The organism is Paenibacillus sp. 1A_MP2, assembly GCF_052244825.1.
In the GTDB taxonomy this organism is placed as follows: Bacteria; Bacillota; Bacilli; order Paenibacillales; family Paenibacillaceae; genus Paenibacillus; species Paenibacillus vandeheii.
This window is the reverse complement of sequence record NZ_JBQQCS010000001.1, coordinates 3,905,007-3,922,388: the sequence shown is the minus strand read 5'-3', so window position 1 is coordinate 3,922,388 and position 17,382 is coordinate 3,905,007. Positions and strand designations below refer to the sequence as shown.

Here is a 17,382-nt window from a genome sequence, read left to right as displayed (position 1 = left end):
AGGCAATCATGTATAATATGACGAGATACACAGGCTTTGTTCATGAAGAGCATTTTGCATAAATTTCAAAAACGACTTTGGAATTAACAGATGCAAGTTGCGATGTAGAAAAGAATGTATACGTAATGTTGTAGAGACCCAAACCATCTTTTTGGAGGAGGACAAGCAAGTGGAATACCGCATTGAGAGAGATACGTTAGGTGAAATGAAAGTTCCAGCCGACAGGCTGTGGGGAGCTCAAACGCAGCGCAGCAAGGAGAATTTTCCGATTGGTCGCGAGCATATGCCGATGGAAGTCGTACGTGCCCTGGCCATTTTGAAAAAAAGCGCTGCTTCAAGTAACCATAAATTGGGTAAATTGTCAGCTGCCAAATCGGATGCTATCGCTTATGCAGCTGATGAAATTATTGCAGGACGGATTGATGATCATTTCCCGCTCGTGGTGTGGCAGACGGGTAGCGGAACGCAGTCCAACATGAACGTAAATGAAGTTATTGCCAATTTGGGCAATCAGCTGCTTGAACAGAAGGGCAAGGAAGAACGTCTGCATCCGAATGATGATGTGAACATGTCCCAGAGCTCTAATGATACATTCCCAACGGCTCTGCATGTTGCTGGCGTACTTGCTGTTGAAGATCAGCTTTTGCCGGCGATTGCGGTGCTGAAAGCCACTTTTGCAGACAAATCGGAAAAATTCAAAGACATTATCAAAATTGGACGTACCCATCTTCAGGATGCAACGCCAATTACACTCGGTCAGGAGATCAGCGGCTGGGAAGCGATGCTGGACAAGAGTGAACGCATGATTCGTGATAGTGTGAATTATATGAAAGAACTTGCTATTGGCGGTACTGCTGTGGGTACCGGAATTAATGCACATCCTGACTTTGGTGATTATACAGCCAAGGAAATTGGCAAGCATACCGGCAAGGATTTTGTATCAGCGCCAAACAAATTCCACGCGCTTACAAGTCATGATGAAGTGGTGTACGCTCACGGTGCAGTTAAAGCGCTTGCAGCTGACTTGATGAAAATTGCTAATGATGTTCGCTGGCTGGCTAGTGGCCCGCGCAGTGGTTTGGGAGAAATTCGCATTCCGGAGAACGAACCAGGCAGTTCCATTATGCCGGGTAAAGTGAATCCGACCCAGAGCGAAGCGATGACCATGGTAGTTACGCAAGTAATGGGGAATGATGCAGCGATTGGCTTCGCGGCAAGTCAGGGGAACTTTGAGTTGAATGTGTTCAAACCGGTTATTATCTATAACTTCCTGCAATCTGTTCAGCTTCTTGCTGATTCTATTGTGGCGTTTAACGATAAATGTGCGGTGGGCATTGAGCCTAACCTCGGTCAGATTGAACACAATCTGAATAATTCGCTTATGCTGGTTACTGCGCTTAATCCGCATATCGGTTATGAGAATGCAGCCAAAATTGCCAAGCTTGCACACAAGGAAGGACTGTCTCTGAAAGAAGCAACATTGCAGACAGGTCTGCTTACGGAAGAGCAATTCGATCAGTATGTTGATCCGGCGAAGATGATTGCCCCGAAAGCCTAATCCATCCTCATTAAGTGAACCTCATTCGAATAAACAAGCGACCTGCATCCGCAGGTCGTTTTTCTCGCTCGGAGGTTCGTGAACTAATGCTTGTCAGTATATACGTATACATATAAACTACATATGCAACTATTTTATTAATCGAGCGGAATTGTTTATTTCATTGGAGGTTTCTGCGTTGTCGAAAAAGAGAAGATTTACGATACGCTCCAAAATCGTCTTGGGCTATCTCGTGGTGGTGCTGTTATTTGGGGCTGTTTTGATGATTCTGTCCGCCCAAATTAATGCCTCGCAGAAGGAAATTGATTTTATCACTCACCACGACCTGGAAGTGCATAACTTGACCAACGCAATTGAAAAAAATGTTCTGAATATGGAAACAGGACAACGGGGATTCATGCTTACTGGTGAAGAAAGTTATTTGGAGCCATACACGCAAGCAATGACCCAGTGGAACTCCAATTATGCTGAACTTTACGAGCTGATCAGCGATAACCCATCCCAGCAGATGAGTCTGGAAAACATCAAAACACATATTAACCGCTGGATTGATGTTGCCGGAGCAGCCTCGGTAGCGCTGAAAAAGCAAGGGAATCAGGAGAAAGTTATTGAATTTTTCCAGTCCGATCCAGGGAAAAGCGAAATTGATTTGTTGAGGTCTCAGTTCCAAACCTTCCGCAACACGGAAATGGGCCTGACAGAAATTCGGGTAAGCGAGCTTGCAGAGCGAAGTTCCACACTGCTGACGATAATGTATACTTTATGGGCTGTCGTAGCCGGACTATCTGTTGCTGCAGCTCTTGTGATTTCGGGCAATATTGTGAAGACCCTGCGTGAAGTTAAACAAACCATCAGCGATATATCTCAAGGTGGCAATCTTACACAGCGTATTGTTGTACGAACACATGATGAAGTCGGTGATTTGGGTCAAGAAACGAATTTATTACTGGACACAGTACAGGAACAGAATCGGCTTAAGGATCGTGTTGCGAGCATAGCTACACTCCTTCAGAACCCAACAAGTCTGGAGGGACTGTCACGGTTGTTCCTCAACCAGGTCGCGATTCTGCTGGAAGCTCCTTATGGCGTGTTATATGCAATGAAAGAGAATCGTCTCATTCGTGTGGCTGCCTATGCAGCAGATGGAGAGAAAGAGCGTTCCCTCGGTAAAGTATCCATTGCACCGGGTGAGGGATTAGTGGGGCAGAGTGCGATTGAGAAGCGAGTTTTGCAGATGAACGACTTGCCGCAAAATTATATTCGCATTTCATCGGGGTTGGGTGATGCTTCAGCTGCATCACTCACGGTAGCTCCAGTCGTATTTGAAGGTAAAACAATAGCTGTCATTGAACTGGCTTCTATGAAGCCGATCCAATCAACGGAGACTAAGCTGCTAACTGAACTAATTGAAATCTTCGGAGTGTCGCTTCATTCCACCGTCACACGGATGGAATTACAGCATTTGTATGATGAGTCCCAGGTACTGAATGAAGAATTGCAGACACAATCGGAGAAGCTCCAGGTACAGACTGAAGAGATGATGTCTCAGACAGAAGAGTTACATATGCAGACAGAAGAACTGCACATGCTGAACGAGCGTTTGGAATTGCAAAAAGATGTGGCTGAGACCTCTGCCAGCGAGCTTGCAGAAGTAGCTGATCAGCTGCGGACAAGTTCTGGTTACAAGTCTGAGTTTCTGGCGAATATGTCACATGAACTGCGTACTCCGCTGAACAGTATGCTGATTCTGTCTGAGATTTTGGCTGAGAACAAGCATCAGCATTTAAATAGTGAAGAACAAAAATATGCTTCGGTGATCCATGCGTCAGGCAAGGATCTGCTCAACCTGATTAACGATATTCTCGATCTTTCCAAAGTGGAAGCCGGGGAGATGGAAGTGGATTTTGATGATGTCTATCTTGGAAGCATGCCCGAAGCGATGAATCAATATTTCCTGAAAACGGCTGAGCAAAAAGGAGTTGATTTCCGGATTCAGCTGCAAAGTCCTTTGCCAGAAACGATTGTTTCCGATGAGATGCGCTTACACCAGATTTTGCGGAATTTACTCTCCAATGCATTCAAGTTTACCAATGAAGGTGAAGTGGCCTTAACGATCTCCAGAGTCGGTCTGCCCAACCCTGAAGAAAACGGGGTAGAGGCTGAAGTCATTGCCTTCTCGGTTAGTGATACCGGAATTGGCATTTCTGAAGACAAGTTGTTGCAGATCTTTGATGCGTTCAAGCAAGCAGATGGAGCCACAGCCCGAAAATACGGTGGAACCGGACTAGGACTGTCGATATCTCAATCCCTTGCCAATCTGCTGGGTGGATCAATCTCGGCAACGAGCCGCGAGGGACAAGGAAGTGTCTTCACCCTATTCCTCCCGCTTAGAAGGGAAGAGCCTGAGGTTATGCAGAACTCCAGATTGTTCTTGAAAGAGGTTGCTGTCACTGTTCCTGAAGTACACAGCACGACAGGAATGAATTCAACAAACGTCGAGATGCTGCTGACTCCACTGGAAAAATCGTTACTAAATGGGCGCCAAGTCCTGGTTGTGGATGATGATATTCGAAATGTATATGCCTTGGCGAATGCCCTTGAGCAATATGGGATGAATGTAATCACCGCACAGAATGGATACGAATGTCTGGAGATGCTGGAACGTGGGGAAGCAAAGCCGGATATTATTATGATGGACATCATGATGCCAGAGCTCGATGGTTATGAAACCACTCGTCAGATCCGGGAGAGATTAAATCTCAAGCAGCTCCCTATTATTGCTCTGACTGCCAAAGCCATGAAAGAGGATCGCGATAAATGTATCGCGGCAGGAGCCTCTGATTATCTTAGTAAACCGCTGAATATGAAAGAGGTACTGTCCCGGATGAAACTGTGGTTGAGTCATGAAACATTGGAAATCTGATCTTTCGTTTGGGAATTCAACATGTATCAACTCTAAAATAAAACCTATGCCAGTTGCGCAACGATTGCTGCAATGATGTCATGGGTTTTATTTTTTTTCATGTAAGCTATTCAATTGAAAATGATGTTATAATACTTAACAACATTCAAGGCGAATTTCAAAAATATGGGGACGAATCAAGAGTTTATCCTTTATTCATGTCCATTCAAGGATTAAAACCGCTTTATGCGTTATATATATGGGAGGTAATGTCCATGCAGCTTACGGTTAAAGAGGCTTTACAGGTATACCCGTTGTCTGAGGCCAGACTGGTTGCAGGTGGGGAAGGGACTTCACGGATGATGAAATCCGTTAATGTCATGGACGCTCCAGATATAGCGGATTGGATTAAATCCGGAGAACTGCTGTTCACAACCGCGTTCATCATGAAAGACAATGAGACCGATGCACTTCGTTTGATGCGCCGTCTGAATGAACGAGGTTGTGCCGGACTCGGCATTAAATTGGGACGTTTCTGGCAGTCCATTCCCCAAGGGATTATTGAAGAAGCGGACCGGCTGCGCCTACCGCTGCTCGAACTGCCATTTCAGTTCACCTTTTCCGACCAGATGAATGCGTTATTCAAGGCAGAACATGAACGCAGCAATCGTTTATTGCATGAAGTGGTGCAGAAACAGAAAAAATTGATGCAGTTTGCACTGCAACAACAACAGCATCGGAATGTATTTGCCGAGCTTGCCACCGTACTGAATTACCCCCTTGCAGTTATTGGCTCCCGTGGACATGTGTTATATGGCAGTGAAGGCATTGCCGGAGACTCGGTAGTGCAGGGCTGGCCCTGGAAATCCGTCATGCACCGGGTGAAATGGAATCAGGGAAGCTGCCACCGGGTACCCATCAAGCAGAATGATGAAGAATACGGATTTTTGCTCGTCTTTACAGACTCGGCGCTGTCACTTAGAGCGGAAGAAGAACTGTTTCAGCAGGCTGCGGATGTCCTGGCATTCTATATGGATATGACCTATCGGGAGCACATTAACCCGACCGTTCAGGATGAGATGCGTACTTTGCTGAGCCAGTATCTGGATAACAAAATGACAGTAGATGAACTAACGAGACTTAGCGAGAATAAAGGTGTTCACCTGTTCCAGGGAACCTATCAATGCGTGTTAATCACTTTGGAGCCGTCTGTTTTTGCAGAAGGGAAGCTGTTGAAGCAGATCCACCGTGAATTGCAGTACAATCCGCTTATGCAATTCACGGCCTCTCAGCATTTTCAGATCGAAGATGGCATATTGTCCATTTACACCTGTCCAACGGGGCGAGATTACGGTGAGGAATTGTCAGCTTTCCTGCTGAGTCGATTCGGAGATGTGCTTGCTGCACAGGAAGCCAAGGGAGAATCCGCACCAAGATTCTGGATCAGTAAAATGAAGCATGAGCCGAAGTCGCTGCGTGAAGCCTATCAGGAATGTCTGGATACCCGCCAACTGGCTCGCCGTTTTGGAATGAAGGATCGGGCTCTCCAGTTCGAGATGCTGGAATTCGCCTATGTATTCCAACATGTACCGGATAACATCATGGAGAATTACTGCAATAAAGTACTTGAACCTTTACTGGCCAGGGATGGCGATCCCAATCAGGTGCTGATGAATACGTTGGAATCTTTTATCGAGAATGATGGACTTATTAACGAAGCTGCCAAGCAACTGTTTGTGCATCGGAACACCGTCACCTATCGGATGGAGAAAGTCGGAAGTTTGCTGCAAATGGACTTTAAGAAGACCAATGATTTGCTGAAATTAAAACTGGTGTTCACCTTCCGCAAGTTTGTGCGGGACAAAACAGCAGCAAGACTTCAGGCGCAGCATCATTAATCTAAAGTTGGGCCATAGAAAAAGCATTGTGCAGCATAACAATGAAGTTGGTTTGTCAGATAAAGCCGTATTTCCCTTGAGGAAGTGCGGTTTTTTGGGTTTTACTGCATTCAATGAATCAAATCCCGTGCATTGCAAACAAATCACATATCTGATGTTATGTTATATTACAAAATTGCGTAAATATTGTTGTCGCAATACAGAGAGACACTTAAAATGAAGAACAATAATCTACTGAAGACCGGAGGTTCTAACATGAGCGACTTCATTAAACTCGTTAACAGCTGGTCTATCACACAGTTCGTACATACGTTTGGCGGACTATTCGAAGAATCACCCTGGGTAGCGGAGCGTTCCTGGCCTTTACGGCCATTTGACTCTTTCGAACAAATGATAAATGTGATGAAGAACGTGGTTCAGACATCCGATGAAAAGATGAAGCTGCAGTTGCTTTGCAATCACCCGGATCTCGGGGCGCGAATCAGTATGAGCAGCAATTCCGTGCAAGAACAAGCTGGTGCAGGGCTTAATTCACTCTTGCCGGAGCAGTATAACGAACTTCGTAAGTTAAATAAAGAATATACAAGCCAATTCGGCTTTCCTTTTATATTAGCCGTGAAAGGCCATACGGCTCAGTCTATCCTGGAGTCCATGCGTAGACGCAATCAGCGTGGCAGGCAGGAAGAATTCCAAACCGCTCTGAAAGAGGTATTCAAGATTGCTTCCATTCGATTGGAGCAGTGGTTGGTACAGATTGGTCATGAACATGAAAGTGAGTTTAAACCATCCGAAGTGAAGCAGCGGACGATGTATTACGGCAAAGGTGATGTATGGGTGTACCGTTCATACGCCAAACCGTTGACGGGCATCCAGCCTATTCCGGAATCTCCATTTACCGGACGCAATAATATCCTGTTCGGTTTGAACATAAAAGTAGCCGTCCAAGGTGACGAATTTCTGCCTTCTTTTATAGAAGGAGATAATTCCCGTGTTGTTGCCACGGATTCAATGAAGAATTTCATTCTAGTACATGCTGCGGATTACACCGGAGCTACAGTGGAGGGCTTCCTCGCTTACGTCAGCCAACGTTTTCTGGAGACCTATCCGCAGATGAGCAAAGTTCAGATGACCGCAGATCAGATCCCTTTTGAGGATGTGCCTGTTCGCAGAGAGGGAAGCCTTCGCGCAAGCGAGCTGGTATTCCGTTATTCCCAGAATGAACGAGCGACGGCTGCCATTGAAGCGCAGCGAAAAGGAAGTCGGATTGAGCTTAGCAATCATTTCAGTGGTGTTGCAGATATCAGACTGATTAAGGTCAAGGGCAGTGAATTTGCCGGTTTTGTCAAGGATGAATACACCACCTTACCAGAGACGTGGGACCGTCCGCTATTCATTTTCCTGAATATCAATTGGCGTTATGAAAATCCGAGAGATGGCATGGATGATCAGCGCGGGCGTTATGTAGCGGCAGAGCAGGTAAGAGATGTAGCTGCTGCAGTGTTCCATACGTGTCGTTCCGCATCCATTCAGCATCTGATTTATCAGATTGGATCAAGGCTCTTGCGTCGATTTGGACAGCTCAATGAAGTTTCATTCGAATCCAACAATCGGACGTGGGAGACGGTGTTGGAGGAAGTAAAAGAAGGAGAGGGCAAAGTATTTACCGAGCCCAGACCCCCTTATGGGTTCCAAGGCTTCTCGATGACAAGGGATGATCTGGCGAATGACATCGGTGGCTCTAAGAAAGAAGGGGAGGCATGATGTCAGTGGCTGGAGGACGGATTACTACGCATGTGCTGGATACTTCCAAGGGCGTTCCGGCTGCAGATGTGCGGGTTGAACTGTATGTACTGCGCAGAGATGGTGAAAAAGAAACCAAAATAAAAGTAGCTGAATCGGTGACCAATGCCGATGGGCGTCTGAATGCGCCATTGCTGGACAGCGGCAGGCTTGAGCAGGCGGTGTATGAGCTTCAGTTCAACGTTGAGGATTATTATGCACAGCGATCTCTTGAGGAACTAGGTCAAGCGTTATGGACAGTTGTGCCGATTCGGTTTGCCGTATCCGATGCTGCAAGCCACTACCACATACCTTTATTGATTGCTCCAGGAGGTTACAGTACATACCGGGGAAGCTGAAATGCATGAATCCGGTACTGATCAGGGAGGGCATCCATATGGCAAAATTAGATACGATCATCCGGGGGGCCCGGGTTGTATTGAGAGATAACGTAGAAGAACTGGATATTGGGATTGCTGGTGAAAAAATAATCGCTTTGTCCCCACAGCTGGTGGGTGATGAAGATACGGAAATGATAGAAGCGGCTGGCCTTACTGTAATGCCAGGGGCAGTGGACATTCATGTTCATTTCAATGAGCCCGGACTCGCGAGTTGGGAGGGGTTCAAGTCGGGATCAGCATCGCTGGCTGCTGGCGGAATTACGACGTATGTTGATATGCCGCTCAATGGTGTCCCCCCAACAATTAGACCGAATGCGTGGGAGATGAAAATGAAAGCAGCCGACGGTCAATCCTATGTTGATTATGCGTTCTGGGGAGGACTTGTTCCCGGTAATCGGGCCGAGCTTGCTCCATTGGCCCATATGGGAGCGGCTGGATTCAAGGCATTTATGTCCGAACCCGGCGGAGAGGGGGAAGACATCTTCACCAGAGCCGATGAGGACACACTCTTGAATGGCATGTACGAGATTGCAAAGCTAAACCGCGTGCTGGCGCTCCATGCCGAAGACGAAGCGATGGTTGCTGAACTTGCGACCAGAAGTATTGCAGCAGGACGAACTGGCCCGATGGATTACGTGCAATCTCGTCCAGCTGAAGCAGAAGTTCGAGCGGTAACCCGAGCGCTGCAATATGGAAAGCAGACCGGATGTGCACTGCATTTTGTTCATATTAGTACACGGGAAGCGCTTGATCTGATAGCAGAGGCGAAACGGCGCGGACAGGATGTAACTTCCGAAACATGTCCGCATTACCTAAGTCTGACTGATGAGGATGTTGTCCGGTTGGGTGCTGTAGCCAAATGTGCGCCACCATTGCGGAGTCAGGCTGAGCAAGATCAGTTATGGGATGCCCTTGCAGCGGGCCTGATAGATGTTATTGCTTCCGACCACTCACCCTGTCCTCCCTCGATGAAACAATCTGATCATTTCTTCGAAATCTGGGGTGGAATCTCCGGGGCGCAAAGTACGCTGCTGCTTATGCTGGAGGAAGGACATCTTCGGCGAAATATAGCCCTTCCGTTACTTGGAAGAGTTCTGGCTCTGCAGCCTGCCAGAAGGCTTGGGCTGGAGAGTAAAGGTGAAATTGCCATCGGCAAGGATGCGGATCTGGTACTTATTGATTGGGAGAAGACTACAACCCTGAATACGGATGACCTGCTCTACACCCATAAACAGAGTCCTTATGTGGGACGCACGTTTTCTTCCTGCATTGCAGATGTGTTCTGCCGGGGTGAGCGAGTATACAGTTCAAAAACAGGATTATCCGATCCACCTGTAGGACGGTTTGTCCGTGGCAACTCATCTGTTCCAGCTGGTATTGAAGGAACGGAGGGGTTATCATGACGGACTTTGAAATGCACACGCCGTCTGGTACGGAATGTGCCATCCAGCCTTTGCCGGAATTGGAGCAGGTGAAGATGCAAAGCATGCTGGACTGGTTGTCCGCATATGGTGCTGATTCCCAGGGAGGAGTTACACGTCTGTTGTATGACAAAGCATGGTGTGAAGCGCAGCATGCGCTTGCGGCAAAAATGAAACAGAAAGGGTTGGCTCCCGAATTCGATCAATCTGGCAACCTGTATGGCACATTGAAGGGAACAGGTTCATTAACAGCAATGGAAGATGCGCCAATTGTTACAGGGTCACATATCGATACTGTCGTACATGGCGGAAAGTATGATGGTGCTTATGGCGTAGCTGCGGGAGTTCTTGCACTGGAGTATCTGCAAAACCATTTCGGTGCCCCGAAACGAACACTTCAGGTGGTCTCGCTCTGTGAAGAAGAAGGCAGCCGATTTCCGTTTGCTTATTGGGGATCGCGAAGTATAACGGGCGACTCCGTTTTGGAAGATGTCCAGCATTTGAAGGATCAAGAGGGCATCACCTTTGCACAGGCGATGCGTGATGCAGGCTTTGGACCAGATAGTTGTTATAGAGCGGCTTCACACACGTACGGTGCCTTTATTGAACTTCACGTTGAGCAAGGCCAAGTCCTTGAACGATTGGGCCACTCGATTGGTATTGTATCCGATATTGTAGGTCAGAAACGCTTTAGCATTACGGTAAGTGGTGAGGCCAATCATGCCGGAACTACACCAATGCTCTGGCGCAAGGATGCACTTGCAGGTGCAGCCGAGATGATTACAGCTGTAAGAAGTATCGCGCTGGAAGCAGGAGAACCGCTTGTAGCCACCGTGGGACGAGTAATCGCAGAACCGGGTGTCGGCAACGTTGTTGCTTCACGAGCTGTATTCTCACTGGATATCCGGCACATCAGGCAAGAGAGCATTGACCGATGCTGGCAGGATATGCTTCAGGCATTTAGCCGCATCGCAGCCGAGCAGCAGCTCGGACTGAACTGGGAAGAACACTTATCAGTAACGCCTATTCCGATGAACGAACAGATTACTGCAGACATTCGTACTATCTGTGAAGTGGAGCAGCTGTCCTATATACACATGCCAAGCGGCGCAGGACATGATTCGCAGATCTTTCAGCCGGCTTGCCCAACAGCGATGGTCTTTGTGCCCAGCCAAGATGGCATTAGCCATAATCCCCTTGAATATACAGCTGAAGAGGACCTGATGAGAGGCTTCCGGGTCCTGGTGCAGCTACTCTATAAATACGGTTACGGGAGTTGAGTGAAGATGTCCAACTATAAAGAATTGTCCCCTTCCTTGCGGACGATCATGACACCGGGGCCAGTTGAAGTCGACCCAAGAGTTCTGAGGGCATTATCCTTCCCGATCCTGGGGCAGTTTGATCCGGAGTTCACTTCCCTGATGAATGAGACGATGGCGATGCTGCGTGAACTATACATGACAGATAATGAGTGGTCTTATCCAGTAGATGGTACATCCCGCTCAGGTATTGAAGCCGTGCTGGTCAGTCTGATCCAGCCAGGGGACAAGGTGCTGGTCCCGATCTATGGACGCTTCGGGCATTTACTTGTGGAAATATCGGAACGTTGTGGTGCCGAAGTTATTTTTTTTGAAACAGAATGGGGAAAGGTATTTGATCCGGAAGAGGTAATGAAGGCGATCCATGCACATAAGCCAAGTCTGGTCGCGATGGTTCATGGCGAGACATCAACCGGTCAAATGCAGCCTCTCGCCGAGATTGGCAAAGCCTGTCGTGAACTCGATATTTTACTCGTTGTAGATGCAGTTGCTACCATTGGCGGTACACCGGTCAAGACAGATGCATGGCATCTGGATGCAGTGATGGGCGGAACACAGAAGTGTCTGTCCGTTCCATCCGGGATGGCGCCTTTAACGTATAACAGCCGTGTGGAGAAGAAACTCATGAGCCGTAAAACGGTTGAGCGCGGACTGCGGGATGCAACTAGTGCTCGGGCTGAAGGTCGCACGATTGCCAGTAACTATTTTGACCTGAGCCAATTGCAGGATTACTGGAGCTCAGCACGATTGAATCATCATACAGAAGCCACCTCCATGCTTTACGGACTTCACGAAGGATTGCGTATTCTGCTTCAGGAAGGGCTGGAGACCCGTTTCCAGAGACATCGGATCAATGAACGAGCGTTGGTTGCAGGGATTCAGGGAATGGGGCTCAAACTGTATGGGGATATGTCCAGTAAACTTCCGGTGGTCACTTGTATTGAAATTCCAGACAGTGTGGATGGAGAATCGGTTCGCAGCATGCTTCTGAATGATTTTAGTATTGAGATAGCTAGTTCATTCGGACCGTTGAAGGGCAAAATCTGGCGTATCGGTACGATGGGATTCAGCTGCCAGCGCAAAAATGTACTGCATGTACTAGGTGCACTGGAAGCAGTGCTATTGCGTCATCGTCACGCCTTGCCGGCAGGGGATGCGGTACAGGCAGCGCTGGATGTATATGCCTGGAAGGAGGAGGCCTTATGCTGAATCAAATGCCGATAACCCGAGAGGTGATGGTCACCTCCCCGCATTATTTGGCGAGCGCGGTGGGCAGCTCAATCCTACAGCAGGGAGGTAACGCTTATGATGCTGCTGTTGCTGTAAGTGCCGCATTAGGCGTAGTCTACCCGCACATGACAGGACTTGGCGGAGATGCGTTTTTTCTGATCCACGACGGAGCAAGTGGTGATATAACTTCCTACAACGGAAGCGGCCGTTCCGCAGCAGGCATTCATGCTGATACGTTCAAAGCGATGGGGATGAGCACCATTCCTCAACGAGGCGTGCTCAGTGCCATTACCGTTCCGGGAATGGTGGATGCATGGTGGGAGGTCTGGTCCCGCTACGGGAAGTTGAAGTGGGAGCAGCTGCTTGAACCAGCTGCGCAGTATGCGGAAAAGGGATGTCCTGTATCCCGGAATCTGCGCCTGTGGCTGGAACGTGATGAGGATTTCATTATGGGGCATACGCCGCTTCGAGCGGTATTTGCCCCTTTTGGTACACTTTTGCAGGAAGGCGATCTGCTCTTGCAGCCTGAGCTGGCCGCCTCCATTCGCCTGATTCAGGCAGGTGGACGCGATGTTTTTATACCGGGGACTTGGCGGAGCAGCTAACTTCGGCTATTCGTGAAGATGGCGGCATGCTTGCCCCAGCGGATTTCGCTGCTCACAAGGGAGAGTGGGTGAAGCCAATCACTACCGATTACCGTGGCTATCAAGTTCATCAGATGCCGCCCAATTCACAGGGCTTCTCGATGCTAATGATGTTGAATATGCTGGAACATATTGATCTATCTTCCGTGGCGCGCACGTCCCCCGAGTTTTATCACCTGATGGCTGAAGTGGTCAAAAAAGCTTTTCGTGACCGTGATCGTTATCTCACAGACCCGGAGTTCAGGGATATTCCGGTGAAGGATCTGTTATCCAAGGTTTATGGAGATGAATTGTGGAACGAGATTCAGTCCGCTCCCCCTGTGGCGCAGCCTTTTCTGTCCAAAACGATGGGTCAGGATACGGCATATGCGGCGATTGTGGACAATGAAGGCAATGCTGTTTCGTTTATTCAAAGCCTGTATTTTGATTTTGGGGCTGCCTATGTGCCTGGGGATACTGGGGTGATTATGCAGAACCGGGGGTCCTTTTTCTCGCTTGATCCAATGGATCCCAATGTGCTGGAGCCGAATAAACGCTCTTTTCACACGTTAATGCCTGGTCTTGTCACACGTAATGGAAAGCCTTATATGCTTGTTGGCACTCAAGGCGGTGAGGGCCAGCCTCAGACACAGTTATCGGTTCTTACGGGCGTGTTGGATTATGGACTGACCATTCAGGAAGCGATTGCTCTCCCACGTTGGGTGTACGGACGCACCTGGGGCGAGGAAGGCGACACGATGCGAGTGGAGAACCGCTATCATGACGACGTATGTATCACCTTAGCACAATGGGGGCATAACGTCGAATCCAGAGCGCCGTGGGACGGGATCATGGGACAGTCGCAGGGCATCGTCATCCGTGAAGACGGCATGATCAGCGGCGCAGCAGACCCCAGAGGAGATGGCATGGCTATCGGCTGGTAACGTTCCTGAGGGAGTGTGAAGAGAAACTTTAATGTGCGGATCGTCGAAATAATAAAATGTACGCAGATAGATACGGATAGGGGAGATTATCATGGGAACAATCCTGCTGAAAGGCGCTCAGCTCGTCACAATGAATGCAGAAGAGGATGTATTTACGGGAGATCTGCTGATCGAGGACAACAAAATTAAAGAGATCGCAGAGCATATTGATGTTCAGGCAGATCAGGTCATTGATGCTCAGGGCAAAGTGCTGCTTCCAGGATTTATCCAGACACATATTCATCTATGTCAGACTTTGTTCCGCGGACGTGCGGATGACCTGGAGCTGATGGATTGGCTTCGTCAACGCATCTGGCCGCTTGAGGCAGCGCATGATGAGGAATCTGTCTATTACTCTGCGATGCTCGGCTTGGGTGAATTGATCTCCAGCGGTACAACAACCATTCTGGATATGGAGACGGTGCATCATACCGATTCGGCTTTTCAGGCGATGGCACAGAGCGGCATTCGGGTGATTTCCGGCAAAGTAATGATGGATCATGGGGATGAAGTTCCTGAACCGCTGCGAGAAAATACAGCTACTTCGCTGCAGCAGAGTGTGGACTTGCTGGAGAAATGGAACGGATTCGGCGGTGGCCGCATTCAGTATGCATTTTGTCCACGCTTCGTCGTCTCGTGCACCGAGGAATTATTGGTTGAGGTACGCGACCTGTCGAATAAATACCATGTGAAAGTGCACACCCATGCCTCCGAAAACCGTGGCGAAATCGAATTGGTTGAACACGAACGCGGCATGCGCAACATCGTCTATCTGGATCATATTGGCTTGGCTACCCCGAGACTTGTGCTTGCACACTGTGTGTGGCTGAGTGAGGAAGAGAAGGAGATTATTCGCAAACGCGGCGTGAAAGTCACCCACTGTCCTGGGTCAAATATGAAACTTTCCTCGGGTATAGCAGATATTCCTGATCTGCTGAATCGCCAGATTGCGGTAGGAATAGGTGCCGATGGTGCGCCATGTAACAACAACCTCGATATGTTTCAGGAAATGCGCCTGACCGCGCTTATTCAAAAGGTACCTCATGGCCCAACAGTGATGGATGCCCGGACGGTGCTGCGCATGGCTACAATGGGTGGAGCAGAAGTACTCGGTATGTCCAAGGAGATCGGCAGTCTTGAAATAGGTAAAAAGGCAGATATGCTGCTGCTGGATTTGGATGATTTCCACACGTATCCTTCCTATGAGACCGATGTGTACTCCCGTGTAGTCTATTCCGCAACTCGCAGCTGTGTGGATACCGTTATTATTGATGGAAGCATCGTGCTCAAAAACCGGAAGATTCAAACGATTGATCGTGGCATCGTGCTTCGTGAATCGGATAAAAGTATTGCAAGATTGATGAAACGCATCTAATTAAATCCCTGAAAGGATGGAGACATTCATGGAAATGCATGATCTGTGTGCAATTGCAGCGCGTGAACCGCGTTGTGTACTCGCAACAGCGGTTAAGGTAGAAGGTCATGCTTACCGTAAGCAGGGAGTCTCTATGCTTTTAACCGAAGAAGGTACATTGTATGGCAGCATCAGTCCGGGTTGTCTGGAGAGTGATCTGCAGGACAGGGTGGTCCGTGTGCTGAATTCGCAGCAGTTGGAATTCGTGGAGTATGATATGCGTCCCGAAGATGATCTGTCCTGGGGGAAACGATTGGATGCGGCGGGTTAATTATAGTGCTTATAGAGCCGGTATGTGGTGAACTTAGGTCGATCTTGTCCCATATGCATACGTATTTTCAATCTGGATCAGTTGTGGAGCTAACCCGTTCATTCTACAATCATTATTCGCGGATTCGTTATGAGATAAAGCTCGCTGAGGATGCAGAACGCCAGACCGTATTACGCCATTCCTTGGTCGCTATTCATCCATCTGAATCTGCTATTGTTGCATCTGTTTCTGGAGAGAATGTGCCTCCGAGAGAGAGTTTATCAGAGGCTAATCGCTGGGGTATCCCACAACAGATCTCTGCCCAATTTGCACCCAAACCCCGTCTGATTATTATTGGAGCCGGAAACGATGTGATTCCTGTCGCCCGTCTGGGCAAATCAACAGGATTTCGTGTGGTGGTGGCTGATTGGCGAGAAAGCTTGTGTACTGCTGAACGGTTTCCGGATGTTGAGCTTGTCTGCGGTTTTCCTCATGAGGTTATGCCTGTACTGGATATCCAAAGTGGGGATTATATCCTATTGATGAGTCATCAATTTCCGAGAGAACGGGAATTTCTTGAATTACTTGAGGGTCGGAGTTATGCCTATCTTGGCATTATGGGCTCCAGAACGCGGACAGCACGTTTGCTGAATGATCTCCCTCCACTAAAACATCTGCATTCACCTGTCGGCTTGACCATTGGTGCCGATGGGCCGGAAGAGATCGCGATCAGTATCGCAGCAGAACTTATTGCCTGTAAACGTGCGGCGGCGGCTGCAGAGCGTCGCAATGTACAGAGGGGGATTAGGCATGCGACTGACGGGCATCGTGCTAGCGGCGGGTAAGAGCAGCCGACTGGGGAGGGATAAACTGTCTATTGTCATGCCTGATGGAAGATGTTTGGCGGCATGGACCCTGGAAGCTGCCTTGAATTCCGATTTGGAGCAGGTCATCTGTGTGGTCAAACCTGAGGATTCATTGGCATGGATCCCGTCCGTATGGCTTCATGGGGCATCCTATGGCGGTACTCCAGGTACGGGAATAGGCTTCAGATTGCAATCTGTACAGATTATGCATACGGTATGGCCATGTCCCTTCACTGTGGCATTCTATCTGCAATGGCATACAGACCAGAAGGTGTGATGATGATTTTGGCGGATCAACCGCTGTTGCAGGCACAGGATATAAACAGGGTTGCTGAGGTGTTAACCGCCAACAAGCTGTGTGATTATGCAGCAGCTACGGATGGTGGTGGAGGCAAGCCTCCGGTAGCCTTTCGTGTGCATATGCTAGGGGCTCTTTTGTCGCTCAGTGGGGATGAGGGAGCACGAAAAATCATGCGCAATGGCAAATATGCGGGCAAGCATGTATCGTTATCTGATTTTAGCTTCTGGGATGCAGATACCGAACCAGAGCTGGAGCGCATTTTGGAATATGTGAATGGGATAAGATGAGTGGAGATTACGGCAGAAGGAGCGGTTCCTAGTGTATTATTTCTTGAAGTAATGAGGTCAGCCAGACCATCTGGTTGGCCTCTTTATTATTTTTATCCGGTTAGTTATGAATTGGCTTGTGTTAGCTTTCGAGAGTAAACCATGCATCAG

13 protein-coding genes and 1 pseudogene are annotated in these 17,382 nt (G+C 48.5%); all 14 read left to right on the top strand.

Annotated elements, in window-relative coordinates; all coding sequences use genetic code 11:
- The first annotated feature begins 169 nt into the window (after window positions 1-169).
- The 14 genes and pseudogenes from fumC (at window position 170) to ACTWJ7_RS19220 (ending at window position 17,232) form a co-directional block, all read left to right on the top strand.
- A complete protein-coding gene (gene fumC / locus ACTWJ7_RS19285) occupies window positions 170-1,558 on the top strand; it encodes a class II fumarate hydratase (protein WP_301878554.1) in 1,389 nt (462 codons plus the stop codon).
- Window positions 1,559-1,736: 178 nt separating this feature from the next.
- Window positions 1,737-4,481 carry a CHASE3 domain-containing protein gene (locus tag ACTWJ7_RS19280; RefSeq protein WP_301878553.1) on the top strand — a complete coding sequence of 915 codons (2,745 nt, stop codon included), beginning with the start codon at window positions 1,737-1,739 and terminating at the stop codon, window positions 4,479-4,481.
- A gap of 254 nt (window positions 4,482-4,735) precedes the next feature.
- Entirely contained in the window at window positions 4,736-6,358 is a 1,623-nt protein-coding gene (locus ACTWJ7_RS19275) for a PucR family transcriptional regulator (protein WP_079344592.1), read from the top strand.
- Window positions 6,359-6,613: 255 nt separating this feature from the next.
- On the top strand, window positions 6,614-8,119 hold the full coding sequence (pucL, locus tag ACTWJ7_RS19270) for a factor-independent urate hydroxylase (protein WP_301878551.1): 1,506 nt from the start codon (window positions 6,614-6,616) through the stop codon (window positions 8,117-8,119).
- Window positions 8,116-8,496: a hydroxyisourate hydrolase gene (uraH, locus tag ACTWJ7_RS19265; protein WP_367620520.1), complete on the top strand. Its 381-nt coding sequence runs from the start codon at window positions 8,116-8,118 to the stop codon at window positions 8,494-8,496. The genes pucL and uraH overlap by 4 nt, the downstream gene beginning before the upstream one ends.
- A 38-nt stretch (window positions 8,497-8,534) precedes the next feature.
- The gene (allB, locus tag ACTWJ7_RS19260; protein WP_301878549.1) at window positions 8,535-9,941 is read left to right on the top strand and encodes an allantoinase AllB; all 1,407 of its coding nucleotides are present in this window, start codon (window positions 8,535-8,537) and stop codon (window positions 9,939-9,941) included.
- The gene (locus ACTWJ7_RS19255; protein WP_301878548.1) at window positions 9,938-11,239 is read left to right on the top strand and encodes a Zn-dependent hydrolase; all 1,302 of its coding nucleotides are present in this window, start codon (window positions 9,938-9,940) and stop codon (window positions 11,237-11,239) included. The genes allB and ACTWJ7_RS19255 overlap by 4 nt, the downstream gene beginning before the upstream one ends.
- Before the next feature lie 6 nt (window positions 11,240-11,245).
- Entirely contained in the window at window positions 11,246-12,487 is a 1,242-nt protein-coding gene (locus tag ACTWJ7_RS19250) for a pyridoxal-phosphate-dependent aminotransferase family protein (protein WP_301878547.1), read from the top strand.
- Window positions 12,481-14,075: pseudogene (gene ggt, locus ACTWJ7_RS19245) on the top strand (gamma-glutamyltransferase). The gene ACTWJ7_RS19250 and the pseudogene ggt overlap by 7 nt, the downstream one beginning before the upstream one ends.
- 91 nt (window positions 14,076-14,166) lie before the next feature.
- Entirely contained in the window at window positions 14,167-15,489 is a 1,323-nt protein-coding gene (locus ACTWJ7_RS19240; protein WP_301878545.1) for a 5'-deoxyadenosine deaminase, read from the top strand.
- Between the two features lie 28 nt (window positions 15,490-15,517).
- Window positions 15,518-15,799, top strand: coding sequence for an XdhC family protein (locus ACTWJ7_RS19235; RefSeq protein WP_443145776.1), 282 nt, complete (start codon window positions 15,518-15,520; stop codon window positions 15,797-15,799).
- A gap of 5 nt (window positions 15,800-15,804) precedes the next feature.
- Window positions 15,805-16,623: an XdhC family protein gene (locus tag ACTWJ7_RS19230; protein WP_443145775.1), complete on the top strand. Its 819-nt coding sequence runs from the start codon at window positions 15,805-15,807 to the stop codon at window positions 16,621-16,623.
- Window positions 16,589-16,921 carry an NTP transferase domain-containing protein gene (locus tag ACTWJ7_RS19225; RefSeq protein WP_443145774.1) on the top strand — a complete coding sequence of 111 codons (333 nt, stop codon included), beginning with the start codon at window positions 16,589-16,591 and terminating at the stop codon, window positions 16,919-16,921. Before ACTWJ7_RS19230 ends, ACTWJ7_RS19225 begins: the two co-directional genes overlap by 35 nt.
- Window positions 16,921-17,232, top strand: a complete 312-nt coding sequence (locus ACTWJ7_RS19220; RefSeq protein WP_443145773.1) for an NTP transferase domain-containing protein — start codon at window positions 16,921-16,923, stop codon at window positions 17,230-17,232. Before ACTWJ7_RS19225 ends, ACTWJ7_RS19220 begins: the two co-directional genes overlap by 1 nt.
- Window positions 17,233-17,382: the final 150 nt, after the last annotated feature.